At 67.5% G+C, this 16129-nt stretch carries 13 protein-coding genes and 1 pseudogene; 4 read left to right on the top strand and 10 right to left on the bottom strand.

Going from position 1 to position 16129, the window contains the following annotated elements; translation table 11 throughout:
• Positions 1–700 precede the first annotated feature (700 nt).
• Together ACWDU1_RS16120 and hpf are read left to right on the top strand one after the other, a co-directional pair.
• Positions 701–973, top strand: coding sequence for a ComF family protein (locus tag ACWDU1_RS16120; RefSeq protein WP_449999214.1), 273 nt, complete (start codon positions 701–703; stop codon positions 971–973).
• 189 nt (positions 974–1162) lie between these two features.
• The gene (hpf, locus tag ACWDU1_RS16125; protein ID WP_449999216.1) at positions 1163–1879 is read left to right on the top strand and encodes a ribosome hibernation-promoting factor, HPF/YfiA family; all 717 of its coding nucleotides are present in this window, start codon (positions 1163–1165) and stop codon (positions 1877–1879) included.
• Positions 1880–2084: 205 nt separating this feature from the next.
• Here the strand turns inward: hpf and bluB are convergent, their stop codons facing one another.
• Complete coding sequence (gene bluB, locus ACWDU1_RS16130) at positions 2085–2717, bottom strand: 5,6-dimethylbenzimidazole synthase (RefSeq protein WP_449999218.1); 633 nt, start codon at positions 2715–2717, stop codon at positions 2085–2087.
• Between the two features lie 146 nt (positions 2718–2863).
• Between bluB and ACWDU1_RS16135 the strand changes: the two genes are divergently transcribed.
• Positions 2864–3826 carry an endonuclease/exonuclease/phosphatase family protein gene (locus ACWDU1_RS16135; RefSeq protein ID WP_449999219.1) on the top strand — a complete coding sequence of 321 codons (963 nt, stop codon included), beginning with the start codon at positions 2864–2866 and terminating at the stop codon, positions 3824–3826.
• Positions 3827–3844: 18 nt separating this feature from the next.
• Here the strand turns inward: ACWDU1_RS16135 and ACWDU1_RS16140 are convergent, their stop codons facing one another.
• The 6 genes from ACWDU1_RS16140 to ACWDU1_RS16165 form a co-directional block, all read right to left on the bottom strand.
• Entirely contained in the window at positions 3845–5101 is a 1257-nt protein-coding gene (locus ACWDU1_RS16140) for a fatty acid desaturase family protein (RefSeq protein WP_449999220.1), read from the bottom strand.
• Between the two features lie 212 nt (positions 5102–5313).
• The gene (locus tag ACWDU1_RS16145; protein ID WP_449999222.1) at positions 5314–6717 is read right to left on the bottom strand and encodes a fatty acid desaturase family protein; all 1404 of its coding nucleotides are present in this window, start codon (positions 6715–6717) and stop codon (positions 5314–5316) included.
• Between the two features lie 80 nt (positions 6718–6797).
• On the bottom strand, positions 6798–6947 hold the full coding sequence (locus ACWDU1_RS16150; protein WP_449999224.1) for a hypothetical protein: 150 nt from the start codon (positions 6945–6947) through the stop codon (positions 6798–6800).
• Complete coding sequence (locus ACWDU1_RS16155) at positions 6944–8077, bottom strand: ferredoxin reductase (protein ID WP_449999226.1); 1134 nt, start codon at positions 8075–8077, stop codon at positions 6944–6946. Before ACWDU1_RS16155 ends, ACWDU1_RS16150 begins: the two co-directional genes overlap by 4 nt.
• A 192-nt stretch (positions 8078–8269) precedes the next feature.
• Positions 8270–8773 carry a DUF6912 family protein gene (locus tag ACWDU1_RS16160; RefSeq protein ID WP_449999236.1) on the bottom strand — a complete coding sequence of 168 codons (504 nt, stop codon included), beginning with the start codon at positions 8771–8773 and terminating at the stop codon, positions 8270–8272.
• Between the two features lie 10 nt (positions 8774–8783).
• Complete coding sequence (locus tag ACWDU1_RS16165) at positions 8784–10193, bottom strand: WS/DGAT/MGAT family O-acyltransferase (RefSeq protein ID WP_449999228.1); 1410 nt, start codon at positions 10191–10193, stop codon at positions 8784–8786.
• Positions 10194–10502: 309 nt separating this feature from the next.
• Between ACWDU1_RS16165 and secA the strand changes: the two genes are divergently transcribed.
• Positions 10503–13355 (top strand): preprotein translocase subunit SecA, encoded by a 2853-nt coding sequence (gene secA, locus ACWDU1_RS16170; protein ID WP_449999230.1) that lies wholly within the window; start codon positions 10503–10505, stop codon positions 13353–13355.
• 94 nt (positions 13356–13449) lie between these two features.
• On the opposite strand, the gene ACWDU1_RS16175 is transcribed toward secA, so the two are convergent.
• The 3 genes and pseudogenes from ACWDU1_RS16175 to ACWDU1_RS16185 form a co-directional block, all read right to left on the bottom strand.
• A complete protein-coding gene (locus ACWDU1_RS16175; protein WP_449999232.1) occupies positions 13450–13845 on the bottom strand; it encodes a DUF732 domain-containing protein in 396 nt (131 codons plus the stop codon).
• Positions 13846–14088: 243 nt separating this feature from the next.
• Positions 14089–14886, bottom strand: coding sequence for an ESX secretion-associated protein EspG (locus ACWDU1_RS16180; protein ID WP_449999234.1), 798 nt, complete (start codon positions 14884–14886; stop codon positions 14089–14091).
• A pseudogene (locus ACWDU1_RS16185) lies at positions 14883–16129 on the bottom strand (hypothetical protein); the annotation flags it as partial. The gene ACWDU1_RS16180 and the pseudogene ACWDU1_RS16185, both read right to left, overlap by 4 nt.

The raw sequence follows: 16129 nt of genomic DNA on the forward strand, positions 1-16129 counted from the left end.
CTGACCTTGGCGGGCAGGGTCACGTTCTCGCCTTGGCGGGTGGGGGCACCTTCTGACCTTGGCGGGCAAGGTCACCTACTCACCTTGGCAGGTAGGGCCACCTGCCCGGGCCCGCATGGGTCCCACCTTCCTCCCTTTGGCGGGCGGGGTCACCTCCCCCCCTTTGGCGAGCGAGACCGCTTCTCACGTTGGCGTGCAAGGCCCCTCCCCACCCCACAAGCGTGGACGGTCGCATCCGCCGTGCAGGCCGGCGGCGTGTTTGAGACAGGGGAAGGGCTGTCGCCGGCCGCGGTTGCCGGTTGGGGTCGGGGTGTCGGTGGGCCGGGGCAGACTGCGCGGAGTGGGGACATTGCTGGATCTGGTGGTGCCGGGGGAGTGCGGGGGATGTGGGCGGCCCGGGCCCGCGTGGTGTGGGAGATGCGCTGCGCAGCTCCGGGCGACCCCGCGGCGGGTGTTCCCGCGGGTTGATCCGGGGGTGCCCTGCTGGGCGCTGAGTCCGTACCGGGGCCCGGCGCGGCAGGCGGTGCTCGGAGTGAAGGAACGGGGCCGGCGGGATCTGGTCCGGCCGTTGGGGGTGGCTCTGGCGGCGGGTTTGGCCGAGTTGCGGGCGCCGGGCCGGCCCCTGATACTTGTACCCTCGCCGAGCCGTGCGGCCGCTGCCCGGCGGCGGGGTGGCGATCCGGTGCTGCGATGCGCGCGGGTGGCTGCTCGATCGCTGGACGGTTGCCAGGTGGTGCCGTGTCTGCGAGTCTGGTGGGGAGTTCGCGATTCGATGGGGCTGTCGGCGCGGGAGCGCGGCCGCAATCTGCGCGGCCGGGTGAGTGCTGCTCCGCTGCCCGCCTCGGTGCGGAACGCGCAGGTCGTGTTGGTCGATGATGTGCTCACGACCGGGGCGACGGTATCCGCGTGCGCGGCCGCCTTGGCGGTGACGGGCTCATACCTCGATGGCGTATTGGTGACGTGTGCCGCGTGAATCCGGGAAATTTGCGTGAACAGTGGCGAACGTCCGATCCGCGTACTAGCGTCGCGTTCACACACCCCGTTCCGGGAGTTTGGAGGTGGGCCGAGGACTCGAGATGCCGGCCGACTGATGGGACGTGGCCGGCACCGTTTCATCCCGCCGCACGCGTCGGAAGTGTGCGGCCAGAACCGGGAGGTACGCGTGACGACATCTTCACGACCTTCAGTACAGGACACCGCCCCGACCCAGCTGGACGAGCAGCTGGACCAACCACGAGAAACCAGGGCCGACATCGTGGTCAAGGGCCGCAATGTCGAGGTTCCCGACCATTACCGAATCTATGTGGCGGACAAGCTGTCCCGGCTGGAACGCTTCGATCCCTCGATCTTCCTGTTCGATGTGGAGCTCTTCCACGAACGCAATCGTCGTCAACGCAAGGCGTGCCAGCGGGTGGAGATCACCGCGCGCGGCAAGGGCCCGATCGTCCGCGCCGAGGCCTGCGCGGACAGTTTCTACGCCGCCTTCGAGGCGGTGACCGCGAAGCTGGAGAGCCGGCTGCGCCGCACCAAGGACCGGCGCCGCGTCCATTACGGCGAGAAGACGCCGGTCTCCGTGCACGATGCCACCGCCGATCTCACCGAGGAGTTGCTCGGAGACCTGTCCGGTGCGGCCCACGACCATTCGCCGCATAGTGCTAAGCGATCCGATTTCGCCGCCGATTACCCCGAATACGAGGGTCCCGGCCATATCGTGCGCACCAAGGTCCATTCGGCGATCCCCATGACGGTCGACGACGCCCTGTACCAGATGGAACTCGTCGGCCACGATTTCTTCTTGTTCCAGGACAAGGAAACCGACCGTCCTTCGGTCGTCTATCGTCGGCATGCCTTCGATTACGGTTTGATCAGGCTCGCGTAGGTCCCGGCGCCGGTTGGGGTTGTGAGCGGATCCGGAACCTATGGACGCGCATGGCCGCAGCGAAGGCGGAGGTACGGAGAGGCCCCGACGCCGGTTGAGGTTGTGAGCGGATCCAGAACCTATGGACGCGCACGCCACAGCCGAGGCGGAGGTACGCAGAGGCAACGGTGCAACCGGCCGGTCCGCTCGCGGATCGGCCGGTTTCTCATTCCGGACGGCGCTGTTCGTAGGTTTCGCGGTGCACGGCCGCGTCGAGTGCCCGGCGGCCACGCCAGCCGAAGCGTTCCAGGTCCGGGGTCCGCTGGAACTCGGTGACCGGGCCGATACAGAGCCAGGCCACCGGCCGGATTCCCGTGGGCAGGTCCACCAGCGCCGCCAGGAACGGCGCGTCGTAGAACGACACCCATCCCACGCCCACCAGCTCCGCGGTCGCCGCCAGCCAGAGATTCTGGATCGCGAGAATGGTGGAGTACACCCCGGTTTCGGGTACCGACGCCCGCCCCAGGATATGGGGACCGCCCCGCGAATCGTCGTGGGTGACCACCACCCCCGTACCGCTCTCCTCGATTCCTTCGATTTTGATCGGCTCGAATGTCCGGGCCCGGTCGGGTGGTAGGGAACGTGCGAATTCGAGCCGCTTCTCGGCGACGTGTGCGGCGAATTTCCGCAGCGTGGCGCTCTGGCGCACCACCACGAAATCCCATGGCTGCGAATTGCCGACACTGGGCGCGCAGTGGGCGGCCTCCAGTATTCGCCACAGTATGGCCTCGTCGATCGGTTCCCCGGTGAACTCGGCCCGCACATCGCGCCTGGTCCGGATCGCTTCGTACACACTCATCTCCGCAGCACCCACCACGTCAGTATGTCTTGCCGGTCCGGTCGTCCGGGCCGGGTTCGGCCATGCCGGCCACCCCTGTGCCCACGTTGTGTGTCGAGTCCGCCGCGATGTCGCCGGTAGCCGGGCCGTGTGCTTGGCTTGCGGATGTGAAAACGAGGCCGGTGCGGATCGTCACCCGGATACTCGCCTGGTCGGCGACTCTCGCCGGTACCGCCGGGGTCCTGCTGCATTTCAGTAGTTCTTCGGCACGGTTGCCGGTCCTCGCCGCCTCCGGGGCGCCGTATCTGATGGGTTCGGCTCTGGTGGGCGCGGCCGCGTTCGCCGCGGGGCGGCGCTGGTGCGGTGCCGGACTGGCGCTGCTGGTCGCGGCCGCCGGCGTGTGGACCCAGCTACCGCTGTACCGGACGGGCGATGGTCCGGATGGCGAGCGCCTGATCACGGTGATGCAGGCCAACCTCCTGTTCGACGGCGCCGAGCCGCGGGCGCTGGTCGACGAGGTGCGGGCCCGGCGGGTCGAGTTGCTCACCGTCGACGAGCTCACCCCGGCCGCGGTCGCGGCCCTCGGCCGGGCCGGCCTGGACGAGATACTGCCGCACCGGTATCTCTCACCCGGCCGCACCGCGGCGGGCACCGGGATCTGGAGCAGCTATCCGCTCTCGGACACCGTCGAGTACGACGGGTTCGTCCTGAATCAGCTGTCCGCGACGGCCGCGGTCCCGGATGTCGGCCCGGTGGCCGTCTACGCCTTCCATCCGGTACCGCCCGTGTACGGGACACGGGTGTGGTCGGATGAACTCGCGCGGCTGGGCGAAATCCTCGAACGCGCACCCGCCGACCGGCCGGCGATAGTCGGTGGCGATTTCAACGCGACCTACGATCACGCGCAGTTCCGGGCGCTGCTGTCGGGGCGGTTCGGTAGTGCCGCGGTCCAGGCGGGCGCGGGGCATCTGGTCACCTACCCGACCGATAAGGGCTGGCCGCCGCTGGTCGGTATCGACCACATCCTGGTCGCCGGTGGTAGTGCCCGGACCGTGGAGACGGTGGGCCTACCGGGCGCGGACCATCGCGCCCTGGTGGCCCGGGTCGGAATGGCCGCCGGCGACCGCTGAGGCCGGCGACCTCCGGTCTCAGCTCGCGACCGGCAGCACCCGGCGGCTGATCTTGCGCCGTCCTTCCGCGATCGCGGTACGCAGACCGCGCCGTTTTCCGGTGACCGGATCGACGGTGGCGACGGCCTGCCCGTTGAACCGGCGCTCCGAGGCCGTTTCCGGGGCGTCGTCGGCGGTGTGGCGCAGGTACTTGTTGGGCAGCGAGAGTTTGAGAATGGTCCGCCAGGCCTTGAAGTACTGCACCGGCAGCGAACCGGTGGTGTAGGGCAGATCGTATTTATCGCACAGTTCGCGAACCCGGACCGCGACCTCGGCGTAGCGGTTACTGGGCAGATCCGGGAAGAGGTGGTGTTCGATCTGGTGGCTGAGGTTCCCGGTCATGAAATGCATGACCTTGCCACCGGAGATATTGGCACTACCCAGCATCTGCCGCAGGTACCACTGCGCCCGGCTCTCGTTGTCGATATCGGCCTTGGTGAATTTCTCCGCGCCGTCCGGGAAGTGGCCGCAGAAGATCACCGCGTTGGTCCAGACATTGCGGACCACATTCGCCGCCAGGTTGGCGGTGAGGGTGTGGAAGAACGAGGGGCCGGTCAGCAGCGGGAAGACGACGTAGTCCTTCAGCACCTGCTTTTTGATCTTGGCCTTGACCTCGCCGGCCTTACGATCGAATTCCGTGCGTTCCGGGGAGCCCTCCGGGAACTTTCCGGCCGCGAGTTTGCCGAGTTCGAGGTGCTGGATCGCGACGCCGTATTCGAACAACGATTGCAGCACCAGGTTGTAGACCGGGTTACCGATATAGAACGGCTTCCACCGCTGATCGCGGGTGACCCGCAGCAGGCCGTAGCCGATATCGTCGTCCATGCCCAGGACGTTGGTGTACTTGTGGTGCAGGAAGTTGTGGGTGTGCTTCCAGTGCTTGGACGGGCCGGCGTTGTCCCATTCCCAGTGGGTGGAGTGGATCTCCGGATCGTTCATCCAATCCCACTGACCGTGCATCACGTTATGCCCGATCTCCATGTTCTCGATGATCTTGGCGGTGCCCAGCAGGGCCACTCCGGCGAGCCAGGCCGGAGGTAGGAAACTCGCGAAGAGAACGGTGCGGCCACTGATCTCGAGTGCGCGCTGCAATCGGATGACATTGCGGATGTAGCGGGCATCCCGTTCGCCGCGAGTGGATTCGATGTCGCGGCGAATCGCGTCGAACTCCGCTCCGAGCGCTTCCACATCCGCCTCGGTGAGGTGCGCGTATTCCTTGACATCCGATATAGCCATGGGGGCTACCCTACCGTAAGTTACGGCACCGTAGGTTTGGAGATTTCCGCAGAAAATGTGGTGTGCGCCCTATTGCGCGTCCCAAAGGCGGATGTTAAGTCAAGAGGAACCGCCGTAGACACGGGTCACTCTCGGGTCTCGATTGCATGATCGATCCGTCCCGGGCGCACGTTACATCACGAATCGATATCGGCGGAAGATCCCTGGAATCGCTAGACCGACGGTGCGTTCGCCTTACGCAGCGCATGGCGTGCGCGCCGCAGCAGTTCTCTTTCGTGCCGGGCCTTCGACCGCAGCAGTTCACGTTCCTGTTTGGCCTTCGCCCGCAGATTCCGCTCGGCGGCGCGCAGTACTTCCTTCTCGTGCTCGGCCTTGGCGCGCAATGCCACCTTGGCCTCGTGCAGTGCCGACCGCAACCCGCGGCGCCTGCCGGTGGCCGGGTCGATACTCCACGGCCGGTGCTCGGCATCCGGATGCGGGGTGAGACCCGCGAATTTCCGTTCCGAGGAGGTCTCCGGCGCATCGTCGGCGGTGCGCCGCAGGAACCGGTCCGGCAGGGCGAGTTTGTGAATGGTGCGGAAAGCGAGCAGATACTGCTTGCCCAGCGATCCCGTCGTATACGGCAGATCGTATTTCTCGCACAGGGCGCGCACCTGCACCGCGATCTCCGGATGCCGGTTGCTGGGCAGGTCCGGGAAGAGATGATGCTCGATCTGGTAGCTCAGATTTCCGCTCATGAAGCCCATGACGGGGCCGGCGGAGAAGTTCGCGCTGCCCAGCATCTGCCGTAGATACCATTCGCCCGGCGTCTCCCCGGCCAATTGTTCCTCGGTGAACTTCTCGGCGCCGTCGGGGAAATGCCCGCAGAAGATCACCGCGTACGCCCAGAGATTGCGGACCAGGTTCGCGGTCGCGTTGGCTTTCAGTGTCGAGGTGAACGCGGGACCGGTGAGGGCCGGGTAGACGAGGAAATCCTTGGCCACCTGCCGGGTGATCTTGCGGGCGAAGGCCCGGTTCGGTTCGGAGCCGAGCTGATACCGCGGGACCCCGGAGAGCTCTTTTTCGATGCTCCAGTCGTGCAGCGCGATGCCCCACTCGAACAGCGCGGCCAGGACGATATTCGCGACCGGCTGTACCAGATGCAGCGGCCGCCAGGGCTCGTCGCGCGTCATCCGCAGGATGCCGAAACCCAGGTCCTCGTCCTTGCCCAGCACGTTGGTGTAGGTGTGATGGGAGTAGTTGTGCGCGCGCCGCCACTGCGACGACGGCCCGGTCATATCCCACTCCCAGTTCGTGGAGTGGATCTCCGGATCGTTCATCCAGTCCCACTGACCGTGGCTGATGTTGTGGCCGAGTTCCATGTTCTCGATGATCTTGGCCACCGACAGCATCGCGGTGCCCGCGAGCCAGGCCCAGCGGTTGCGGCTGCCGAAGAGCACCGCGCGGGCCGCGATCTCCAGGCCGCGTTGCGCGGCGATGGTGCGGCGGATGTATTGGGCGTCGCGTTCACCGAGGGACTGCTCGACCGAACGCCGGATCCCGTCGAGCTCTTGGCCCAACGTTTCGACATCGGCGGCCGTGAGGTGGGCAAAGGCTCTGATGTCGGTGATGGCCACCGGCGTCCCTTCTGTTGGCGCTGTGTACGGGAACGAGGGAGGGGCAGGCGGTGTGCCGCCCTCGTACCGTCCCTGCGCTGCTATGTGCCGATATCGCCGCCGGCTTGTCGGGTCCGGCCCGGAAACGGCGAACGGATGTGGACGATCTTCCCGGACGGGAAGTACCCACGCGTGCTTTCGAGCGTACCCGTGCCGGCCGCGAAATCGGTCTCGCGGCCGGTCGGGTTCACACCTCCAGTGTGCAGTCCCCGGCCGCGGCCGAGATGCAGGTCTGCACCTTCTCGCCCTCGAACCGCTCGGCGCCGTTGCGCAGATCGCGGGCGTGACCGGAACTCAGGGTCACCACGCAGGTCTGGCAGATACCCATCCGGCAGCCGAACGGCAACTGGACGCCGGCGGATTCTCCGGCCTCGAGCAGTGTGGTGGCGCCGTCCACGGTGACCGAGCGCCCGGTCTTACCGAAGGTGACGGTGCCGCCTTCGGCGTTGGCCGAACGTTGCACCTCGAAACGTTCCACGTGCAGCCGGGATTCGATACCCGCGTCCTGCCAGTGTCGTTCGATATCGGCGAGCATGCCCAACGGACCGCAGGCCCAGGTCTGGCGTTCCCGCCAGTCCGGGTAGAGCTCGTCCAGCGCGGCCGGGGTGAATTTGCCCCGGTCTCCGGTGAGGTGGACATGGGAGACGAAACCGGGATGCCGGTCGTGCAGGTTCGCGAGTTCGGCGCCGAACATCACATCGTCGGCGGTCCGCGCGGAATGGACGTGCACCACGTCGGTGACGGCGTCACGGCGATCCAGGGCCCGGAGCATGGACATCACCGGCGTGATGCCGGAGCCGGCGGTGAGGAAGAGCACCTTCGGCGGCGGCGGTGAGGGCAGGACGAAGGCGCCCTGCGGCGCGGCCAGCCGCACGACGGTCCCCGGGGAGACGCCGTTGACCAGGTGACTCGACAGGAAACCCTCCGGCATCGCCTTCACCGCGATCGCGATGACCTTGCGGCCGTGCTGCGGGTCCTCCCACTCCGGCGGGCTGGTCAGCGAATAGGAGCGCCAGTGCCAGCGGCCCTGCACCAGGATCCCGATCCCGATGTACTGCCCGGGTTCGTAGCGGAAGTCGAACCCCCAGCCGGGTTTGATGACCAGGGTCGCGGAATCGGCGGTCTCCTTGCGGACATCGACCACCCGGCCACGCAGTTCGCGCGCCGACCACAGCGGGTTGGCCAGGTGCAGGTAGTCGTCGGGCAGCAGGGGAGTGGTGGCCCGGGCGACCGCACCGCGCAGCACGTTGAGCCGGCCGCCTCGTTCGGCCACGCTCGCGGCGGGCGCCTCGAGCCACTCCCGGACATTCTTGAGAACCATCGCTGCCGTTTCGTCCTTCTGTCGTCGTGGTCGCCCGCGGCAACCGCTCGACCTCAGGTTACGGCATCGTAGGTTCGTGCGGGGCCGACGGCATCGTGACTACGACGGATCACAACCCGCGCTCGGCCGCGGCCCGTCCACGCCGGTCCGCGGCCTTCCGAGCAGTTCGAGCCCTCAGAGCAGTGGGGGTTCTCAGAGCAGTTCGAGCAGGAAGGGCAGTTCCTGGGTGGCGTACCAGGCCAGCTGGTGATCCTCGGCATCGCCCAGGACGAACTCGGCGTCCTCGTCGCCCAGATCGGCGGCGTCGATGATGTCGACCGCTTTGGCCACGGCCGGTTCGGCCTCGGCCAGATCCATATGCACCGAGCCGATGCGCTTGTACTGGATCGGCCCGTCCAGCTTCACCACGGCGTCGTCGAGATCGGGCCGCAGCGTGACACCGGTGGCGTCCACGGCGATCACCGCCCGCCGGTACATCGGCGCGGTCGAACCGTGTACCTCATCGGCCAGCAGCCGCAGGGAGGCGCGTGCCGCCTCGCCCATGGCCACCTCGGACAGCTCCTCGTCGTCACCGGAGGCGTAGGCCTCGCGCAGTGCCGGGGTGAGGGCGAAGGCCGTCCCCCCGACCGCGTGCAGTTCGCGTTTGTCCACGAGCTCGCGCAGCATCGGCACGGTGGCCGGCACGTACACGCGCATGGTCTTGCGCTCAGAGGCAGGCACCGAGTATCTCCTCCATCGATTCGGGCACCGACGCGGCCAGCACCCCGATATCGGCCATCGCCTCGCGGTCGGCGTTGAGTCCGTAACAGACCCGCCCGTCGTAGGACGTGATCCCGATACTCGTCGCCTGGTTGCGCAGCAACGGCGGAACCGGGTACATCTCCAGCATCCGCGCACCGCCGACATACATGGGCGTCTGCGGGCCCGGCGCGTTGGTGATCACCAGATTGAACGTATGGTCTGCGAACGTACTCGCCGCCCGCACACTCATCGCGTGCAGGCTGGGTGGAGCGAAGCCGGCCAGATGGACCAGGGTGTGGGCGCGCACCGCGTGCCGGTGCCGGCCGTCCTCGGTGGTCGCGTGGGCGATATGGGAGAGCCGCATCACGGGGCTCGGCTCGCCCACCGGCAGGTCGATCAGCAGCGGGGTGATCTCGTTGGGCAGGGTCCGGCCGGTACCGGGCTCACCGCCGTACCCCGACATCGGCACCACCGCGCGCAGCACGCTCGACTCCGTGAGCCCTTTGTTCCGCGACAGCAGCCAGTTGCGCAGGGCGCCGGTGACCACGGCCAGTACCACATCGTTGATGGTGCAGCCCACCTGCTGGTGCACCCGGCGATAATCGGCCAGGTCGGTGACCGCCACCGCGAATCGGCGCTGCCGGGAGGTACGGGTGTTGAGCGGGCTGTCGGGGGCACCGCCGGCCACCGAGCGCACGGCCGACACCACCGACTCCAGCGTCCGGCCCGCCGCCCCGACGAAACCGGCGGCGTTCGCCCCGGCCTCGCGCAGTACCTCCACCGCCGAGCCCGGCTGCGCCGCGAGATGCCCGAGCGCACCCAGCAGCAGGTCGGTATCGCTGGGCTCGCGGCCCGGGCGCCACAGATCATCGGCGATCTCGCGCGGAGATTCTTCCGGGTCCACGACCACATGGCCGATCTCCAGGGCCGCCCGGCCGTCGACGAGGGCGGCGTGGGATTTCGTGTAGATCGCGCACCGGCCGTCGGTGAGGCCCTCTATCAGGTACATCTCCCACAGCGGCCGGCTCGGGTCGAGGGGGCGCGAGCCGAGCCGGGCCACCAATTCGTGCAGCTGGTCGTCGTTGCCGGGGGAGGGTAGCGCCGACCGGCGCAGATGGTAGGTGATATCGAAATGGCCGTCCTCGACCCAGACCGGCCGGCCCAGCGCCAGCGGCACCTCCCGGATCTTGCGGCGGTAGCGGGGCACCAGGGGCAGGCGCGACTCCACCAGGTCGACCAGACCCTGGTAGTCGAGGACGCGGCCGCCGTCCGCGGTGGAGTTCTCCAGTACGGCGAGCGACCCGATATGCACCGGGTGGGTGGTCGACTCCAGCCGGAAGAAGTCCGCGTCCTGCGTTGTCAGCCTCGCTATCACGCTGGTGTCTGCTCCTTCGGAGTCCGGAATCCGGACTCCATTGTGACCAGGCGGCAGGCGTTCCCGCACGATTGTGTGCGATATTCCGATAAGCAATTGGCGACCTTGCGCGGCGGCTCCCCGTGGGATATCGCGCCGCGGCCGCCGGCGCCGGATTGCGGTGTGGGCACACCGGCCGGGTATGCGGCGGCGCCTACCATGGGGGCCGCATTACCATGAAGAAAGCCGCGGCTACGCACCCGTCGCCGGGAGCGTGCGGCCGTGAGTGAACATCGGAGCCGAAACCGACCCAGAGGACTGACGAGACTCGTGCCTGCGCTGACACTGTCGAGGTTGCTACGTTTTGGTGAGGGCCGCATGGTCAAGCGTCTCTCCCATCTCGCCGACGAGGTGATCGGGCTCGAGGACGAGTTCGAGCCCCTGTCCGACGCCGAGCTGCAGGCGAAGACCGAGGAGTTCCGGGAGCGCTACGCCGATGGTGAAACCCTCGACGACCTGCTGCTGGAGGCCTTCGCGGTGGCTCGCGAAGCCTCGTGGCGGGTATTGCAGCAGAAGCACTACAAAGTGCAGATCATGGGCGGCGCGGCGCTGCACCTGGGCAATATCGCCGAGATGAAGACCGGTGAGGGTAAGACCCTCACCTCGGTGCTGCCCGCCTACTTGAACGCGATCGGCGGTGACGGTGTGCATATCGTCACCACCAACGACTACCTGGCCAAACGTGACTCCGAGTGGATGGGCCGGGTGCACCGGTTCCTGGGCCTCGAGGTGGGCGCGATCCTGTCCGGGATGACCCCGGCGCAGCGGCGTGACGCGTACAACGCCGATATCACCTACGGCACCAACAACGAATTCGGCTTCGACTATCTGCGCGACAATATGACCCATTCGCTGGATGATCTCGTCCAGCGCGGCCATAATTTCGCCGTGGTCGACGAGGTCGACTCCATTCTGATCGACGAGGCCCGTACCCCGTTGATCATCTCCGGCCCGGCGGACGCGTCCAGTAAGTGGTATGCGGAATTCGCCCGAATTGCGCCGTTGCTGAAAAAGGACCTGCACTACGAGGTCGATATCAAGAAACGGACGGTCGGCGTACACGAGGCCGGGGTGGAGTTCGTCGAGGATCAGCTCGGAATCGACAACCTCTACGAGGCCGCCAACTCGCCGCTGGTGAGCTACCTGAACAACGCCGTCAAGGCCAAGGAGCTCTACACCAAGGACAAGGACTACATCGTCCGCGACGGTGAGGTCATCATCGTCGACGAGTTCACCGGACGCATCCTGGTCGGCCGCCGCTACAACGAGGGTATGCACCAGGCGATCGAGGCCAAGGAAGAGGTCGAGATCCAGCCGGAGAACCAGACCCTGGCCACCATCACCCTGCAGAACTACTTCCGCCTCTACGACAAGCTGTCGGGTATGACCGGTACCGCCGAGACCGAGGCGGCCGAGCTGCACCAGATCTACAGCCTGGGCGTGATCCCGATTCCGACCAACCGGCCCATGGTCCGCGCGGATCAGGCCGATCTCATCTACAAGACCGAGGAGGCGAAGTTCGCCGCCGTGGTCGACGATGTGGTGGAGCGGTACGAGGCCGGGCAGCCGGTCCTGATCGGTACCACCAGCGTGGACCGCTCGGAGTACCTGTCCAAGCAGCTCACCAAGCGCGGCGTCGCGCACAATGTGCTGAACGCGAAGTTCCACGAGAAGGAAGCGCAGATCATCGCCGAGGCCGGACGGCCCGGGACGGTCACCGTCGCGACGAATATGGCCGGTCGTGGTACCGATATCGTGCTCGGCGGCAACCCCGACATCATCACCGACACCCTGCTGCGCCAGCAGGGCCTGGATCCGGTGAACACTCCGGAGGAGTACCAGGCCAACTGGTTCCACGCGCTGGAGAAGGTCAAGAAGCAGGTGTCCGAGGACGCCGAGGCGGTACGTGACGCGGGCGGTCTGTACGTGCTCGGTACCGAGCGCCACGATTCGCGGCGTATCGACAACCAGCTGCGCGGTCGCGCCGGCCGTCAGGGCGATCCGGGTGAATCCCGCTTCTATCTGTCGCTGGGCGACGAGCTGATGCGCCGGTTCAACGGCGCGGCACTGGAGTCGATCATGACCCGGCTCAACCTGCCCGACGATGTGCCGATCGAGGCGAAGATGGTCTCCAAGGCCATCAAGAGCGCGCAGACCCAGGTCGAGCAGCAGAACTTCGAGATCCGCAAGAACGTGCTCAAATACGACGAGGTGATGAACCAGCAGCGCACCGTCATCTACGACGAGCGCAACCGTATCCTGCGCGGCGAGGATATGGAGGGCCAGGTCCAGAGCATGATCACCGATGTGATCACCGCCTATGTCAACGGCGCGACCGCCGAGGGCTACGTGGAGGACTGGGATCTGGACAAGCTCTGGGGCGCCCTGCGGACCCTGTACCCGGTGAGCATGACCCATCAGGATCTCACCGGTGAGACCGAGGTCGGCGAGGCGGGCGAACTCACCCGCGACGATCTGCTCGACACGCTGCTCGACGACGCGCACGCCGCCTACGAGCAGCGCGAGAAGGAGATCGACGGCCTGGCCGGCGAGGGCAGTATGCGGACCCTGGAACGTCAGGTGCTGCTGTCGGTGCTGGACCGCAAATGGCGTGAGCATCTCTACGAGATGGATTACCTCAAGGAAGGTATCGGCCTGCGCGCCATGGCCCAGCGCGATCCGCTGGTGGAGTACCAGCGTGAGGGCTTCGATATGTTCGCCAATATGCTCGAGGGGTTGAAGGAGGACGCCGCCGGCATCCTGTTCAACGTCCAGGTCGAGGTCCAGCAGCCGCAGCCCGAAGGGGTGCAGGTGGACCAGGGCCTGCGGTCGCCGGTCGGTCTCTCCGGCGCGCAGGCGCCGCCCGAGAGCCAGTACCCGACGGAGAAGCTGCCGATCATCAACGGTGCTCCGCCGGCTCTGCGTGCCCGGGGGCTCGACCAGTCCGGCCCCCGCGGCCTGAGCTACTCCGGGCCCGACGAGGGCGGTCGCACTGCCGTCCACAGCGACGCCGAGGAGTACGGCGCCGACGGCCAGCCGCAGGGCACCCGGCGGGAACGCCGGGAGGCCGCCCGCGCGCAGACCAAGCAGGGCAAGGGACCCAAGACCCGCCGTAAGCACTGAGTTACCGGATCCGGCGGCGCCTCTCCCATGGAGGGGCGCCGCCGTTTCGTTGTCCGGCCGCCGCGTCCGCTCGGCGAGAGCGAGCGGGTTCGGGCTAACCCCCGGTACCGTGCCGCGGGCAGTAGGACGCGACCGAGGCCGCCAGGAACAGGTAGGGGTATTCCACGAAAGGCCGCGCCTCCTCGGCGAGGTAGGTGCGGTTGGCCGAGGTGTTCCCGGCCCGGTCGAGGTATTCGCACTGGGCGTGGGCCAGCGCGATGGCACCGTCCTGCACGGGTCGCGTCTCGTCGTCGAACGCGCTGGCCCGGAGGAACTCTCGATCGTTGAACGGTAGCTGGGCGACGGAATCGTCCTTGCCCGCGGGATTGTGGATTCCGGTGGTGGCCGCGGCACCGGGCCGGGTTCCGGACTGGGGGTGGGCCCAGACGGCCGGCGCACCGGCGCATACGAGCGCGGCCGCGGCCGCGCTGATGATCAATATTCTCGACATCGTTCCTTCTGTGCTCGATGACATGCGGGATGGGAGGTGCTGTCCTACACAGATATCCGGAGCCGTGGGCCCGGACGATTGCATCGATACCTCGCGACCGGTCGCGGAGGAACTGCATCGACGGGCGCATAGTATCCGGAATAGTGCCCACCGGTTTGTTTTTCGGGAGAGAACCGCCGACGCGCCGTCGAACGCGACGTCAGCGCCCGCGAGTCGTTCGACGCGCGGGGGTGGGTGTTGGATTCATTCCTCGTGTTCGAGGTTGCGGTCGAGGCGCAGAACCACTTCGGCGATCTGTTCCTGGACCCACTCGACCATGCCCTTGGTGCCCATACCGGTCGCCACCGGAACTTCCGCGGCCAGCGGGATCACATAGCGCCCGTCATCGGGCAGGTCCCGCCACCGCAGGCCCATATCGACCCGGCCCCGTGGTCCGAACATGGAGCGGCCCTGGAAAACCCGGATCAGCCCGGTCGCGGTCGCGGGGGTGTTCAGAAAGGACTCGCTGCGGTATGCCTCGTCGTCCTCGGGCTCGTCGTCGTCGCTGATCAGCGGAAAGAAGGGCCGGGCGTCGGGGACGATCTCGGGATCGACGATGGTGATCTGGCGCATCCGGCCGGCCTTCGCGTGCGGCAGCAGATCCAGTGCGGCCTCGGGCAGTGCGTGCGGGTCGCAGCCGGTCACATCGAAACCGCCGCTGTGCCAGACCGTCTCTCCCGGACGCTGGGTGATCACGAAACCCCGCGCGCGCTGGCGGACCGCGTGCACCCGGGTCCAGCCCTCCGGGCGCTCCGGGTCCTGTTCGTCCCAGGACTGCGCCACGATGGTGACATCCGGCCGGGCCACGGCACCGGCCATCGCCTCGAGGTCGGAATCGTCGCGCTCGCGCAGGGCCCGCAGGGTTTTCTCACGCTCCTGCCGGTAGTCCGCGGCCAGCCAGGTGCGGCTGGTATAGGTGAATGGAACAGGTATCTCGGTGCATCCGTGTTCCTCGCACAGCAGGACGAATTCGAGGTCGGTCAGCTCCCAGGCAGGATTCACTGCTCGATCACCGGCCGCACCTTGGCCGGGGTCTCGTCGAAGACTTCGTCCAGATTCTCACGTCCCACCAGGAATTCCGCGGGCGTATGGTCCTCGCCGCCGCCCGGGCGGCCGGGTGCGCCCCCGCCCATGGCGGGCGATCCCATCATCGGCATCCCCGGCATACCGCCCGGAGTGCCCGAACCGGCCGATACGCCCGCGTATCCGGCGAGCTCCAGACCGGGCCCGGCGACCGAGGCCCGGGGGAACGGACTCGGCTTCGTGCCGGGGTAGGGCTCCAGCGGCGCCGGGTCCCCGGCCGGTACGCCGCCGCCACCGCCGGAGATATCGCCGCCGGGGAGCCCGGCCGTCGCGAGTGTTTTGGCGGGGTCCAGCAGTTGCTCGAGATGCTGCTGCACGCTGCTGGGATCGAGCAATTGCTGCAACTGTTCGAAACCGGGCAGCGGATTGGCGGTGAAGGCGGTGATGCCCTGGGTCAGCATATTGGTGAGGCGTTCGAGGATGTTCTGCTGCTGCCCGGGTACCGAGGCGTCACCGGCCGGTGCGCCCGGCGTGCCGCCGAGCAGCGCGGAGATCGCCTCCTCCTGCCCGGTTGTGGCGCCGCCGGCGCCGGGGACGTCGCTGCCCATGGCCTCGAACAGCGAATCGGCCATGCCGTACGGGGAATCCTCGGAGTACAGCGATTCCAGCGGGGTGTCGTGCAGTTCCTGCGGCATATCGTCGACCGGGATACCGGTGATCGCGGCCAGCGCGTCGGCGAGGGTGGGAGGTTTGCCATCCTTGCCGGTGATCGGCAGGTTCTTCAGGGACTCGGGCAGTAGCGACTTCGGTATCCCGGTGAGCTTGGAGAGGATATCGGCGGCCGTGGGGTTCTTCGGCATGGTGGTGCCGGTGGCCGGCACGCCCGGGGCACCCGCGGGAATCGCCTCCTCGCCGGGTACGGATTCGCCGGGAGTTTCCGCGGCGGGGACGGAGGGCACGGCCGGTGTGGCCGGGGTGCCCCCGCTGCCCGACGAGCCGGGAGCGCCGGCACCTTCGGAACCGGTCGTCTCCTCTCCGGACCCGTACTCGGCCTGGTCGTAGCTGGGCACCTCCGGGCCCTGCCCGCCGGTCGTCTCTTCGCCGCCCTGGCCCTGGTTGCCGCCTTGGCCTTCGTTGCCGCCTTGGCCCTGGTTGCCGCCTTGGCCCTGGTTGCCGCCTTGGCCCTCGTTGCCCCCCTGGCCCTGATTCTCCTCTTGGCCGT

This window comes from Nocardia sp. NPDC003345, assembly GCF_053589395.1.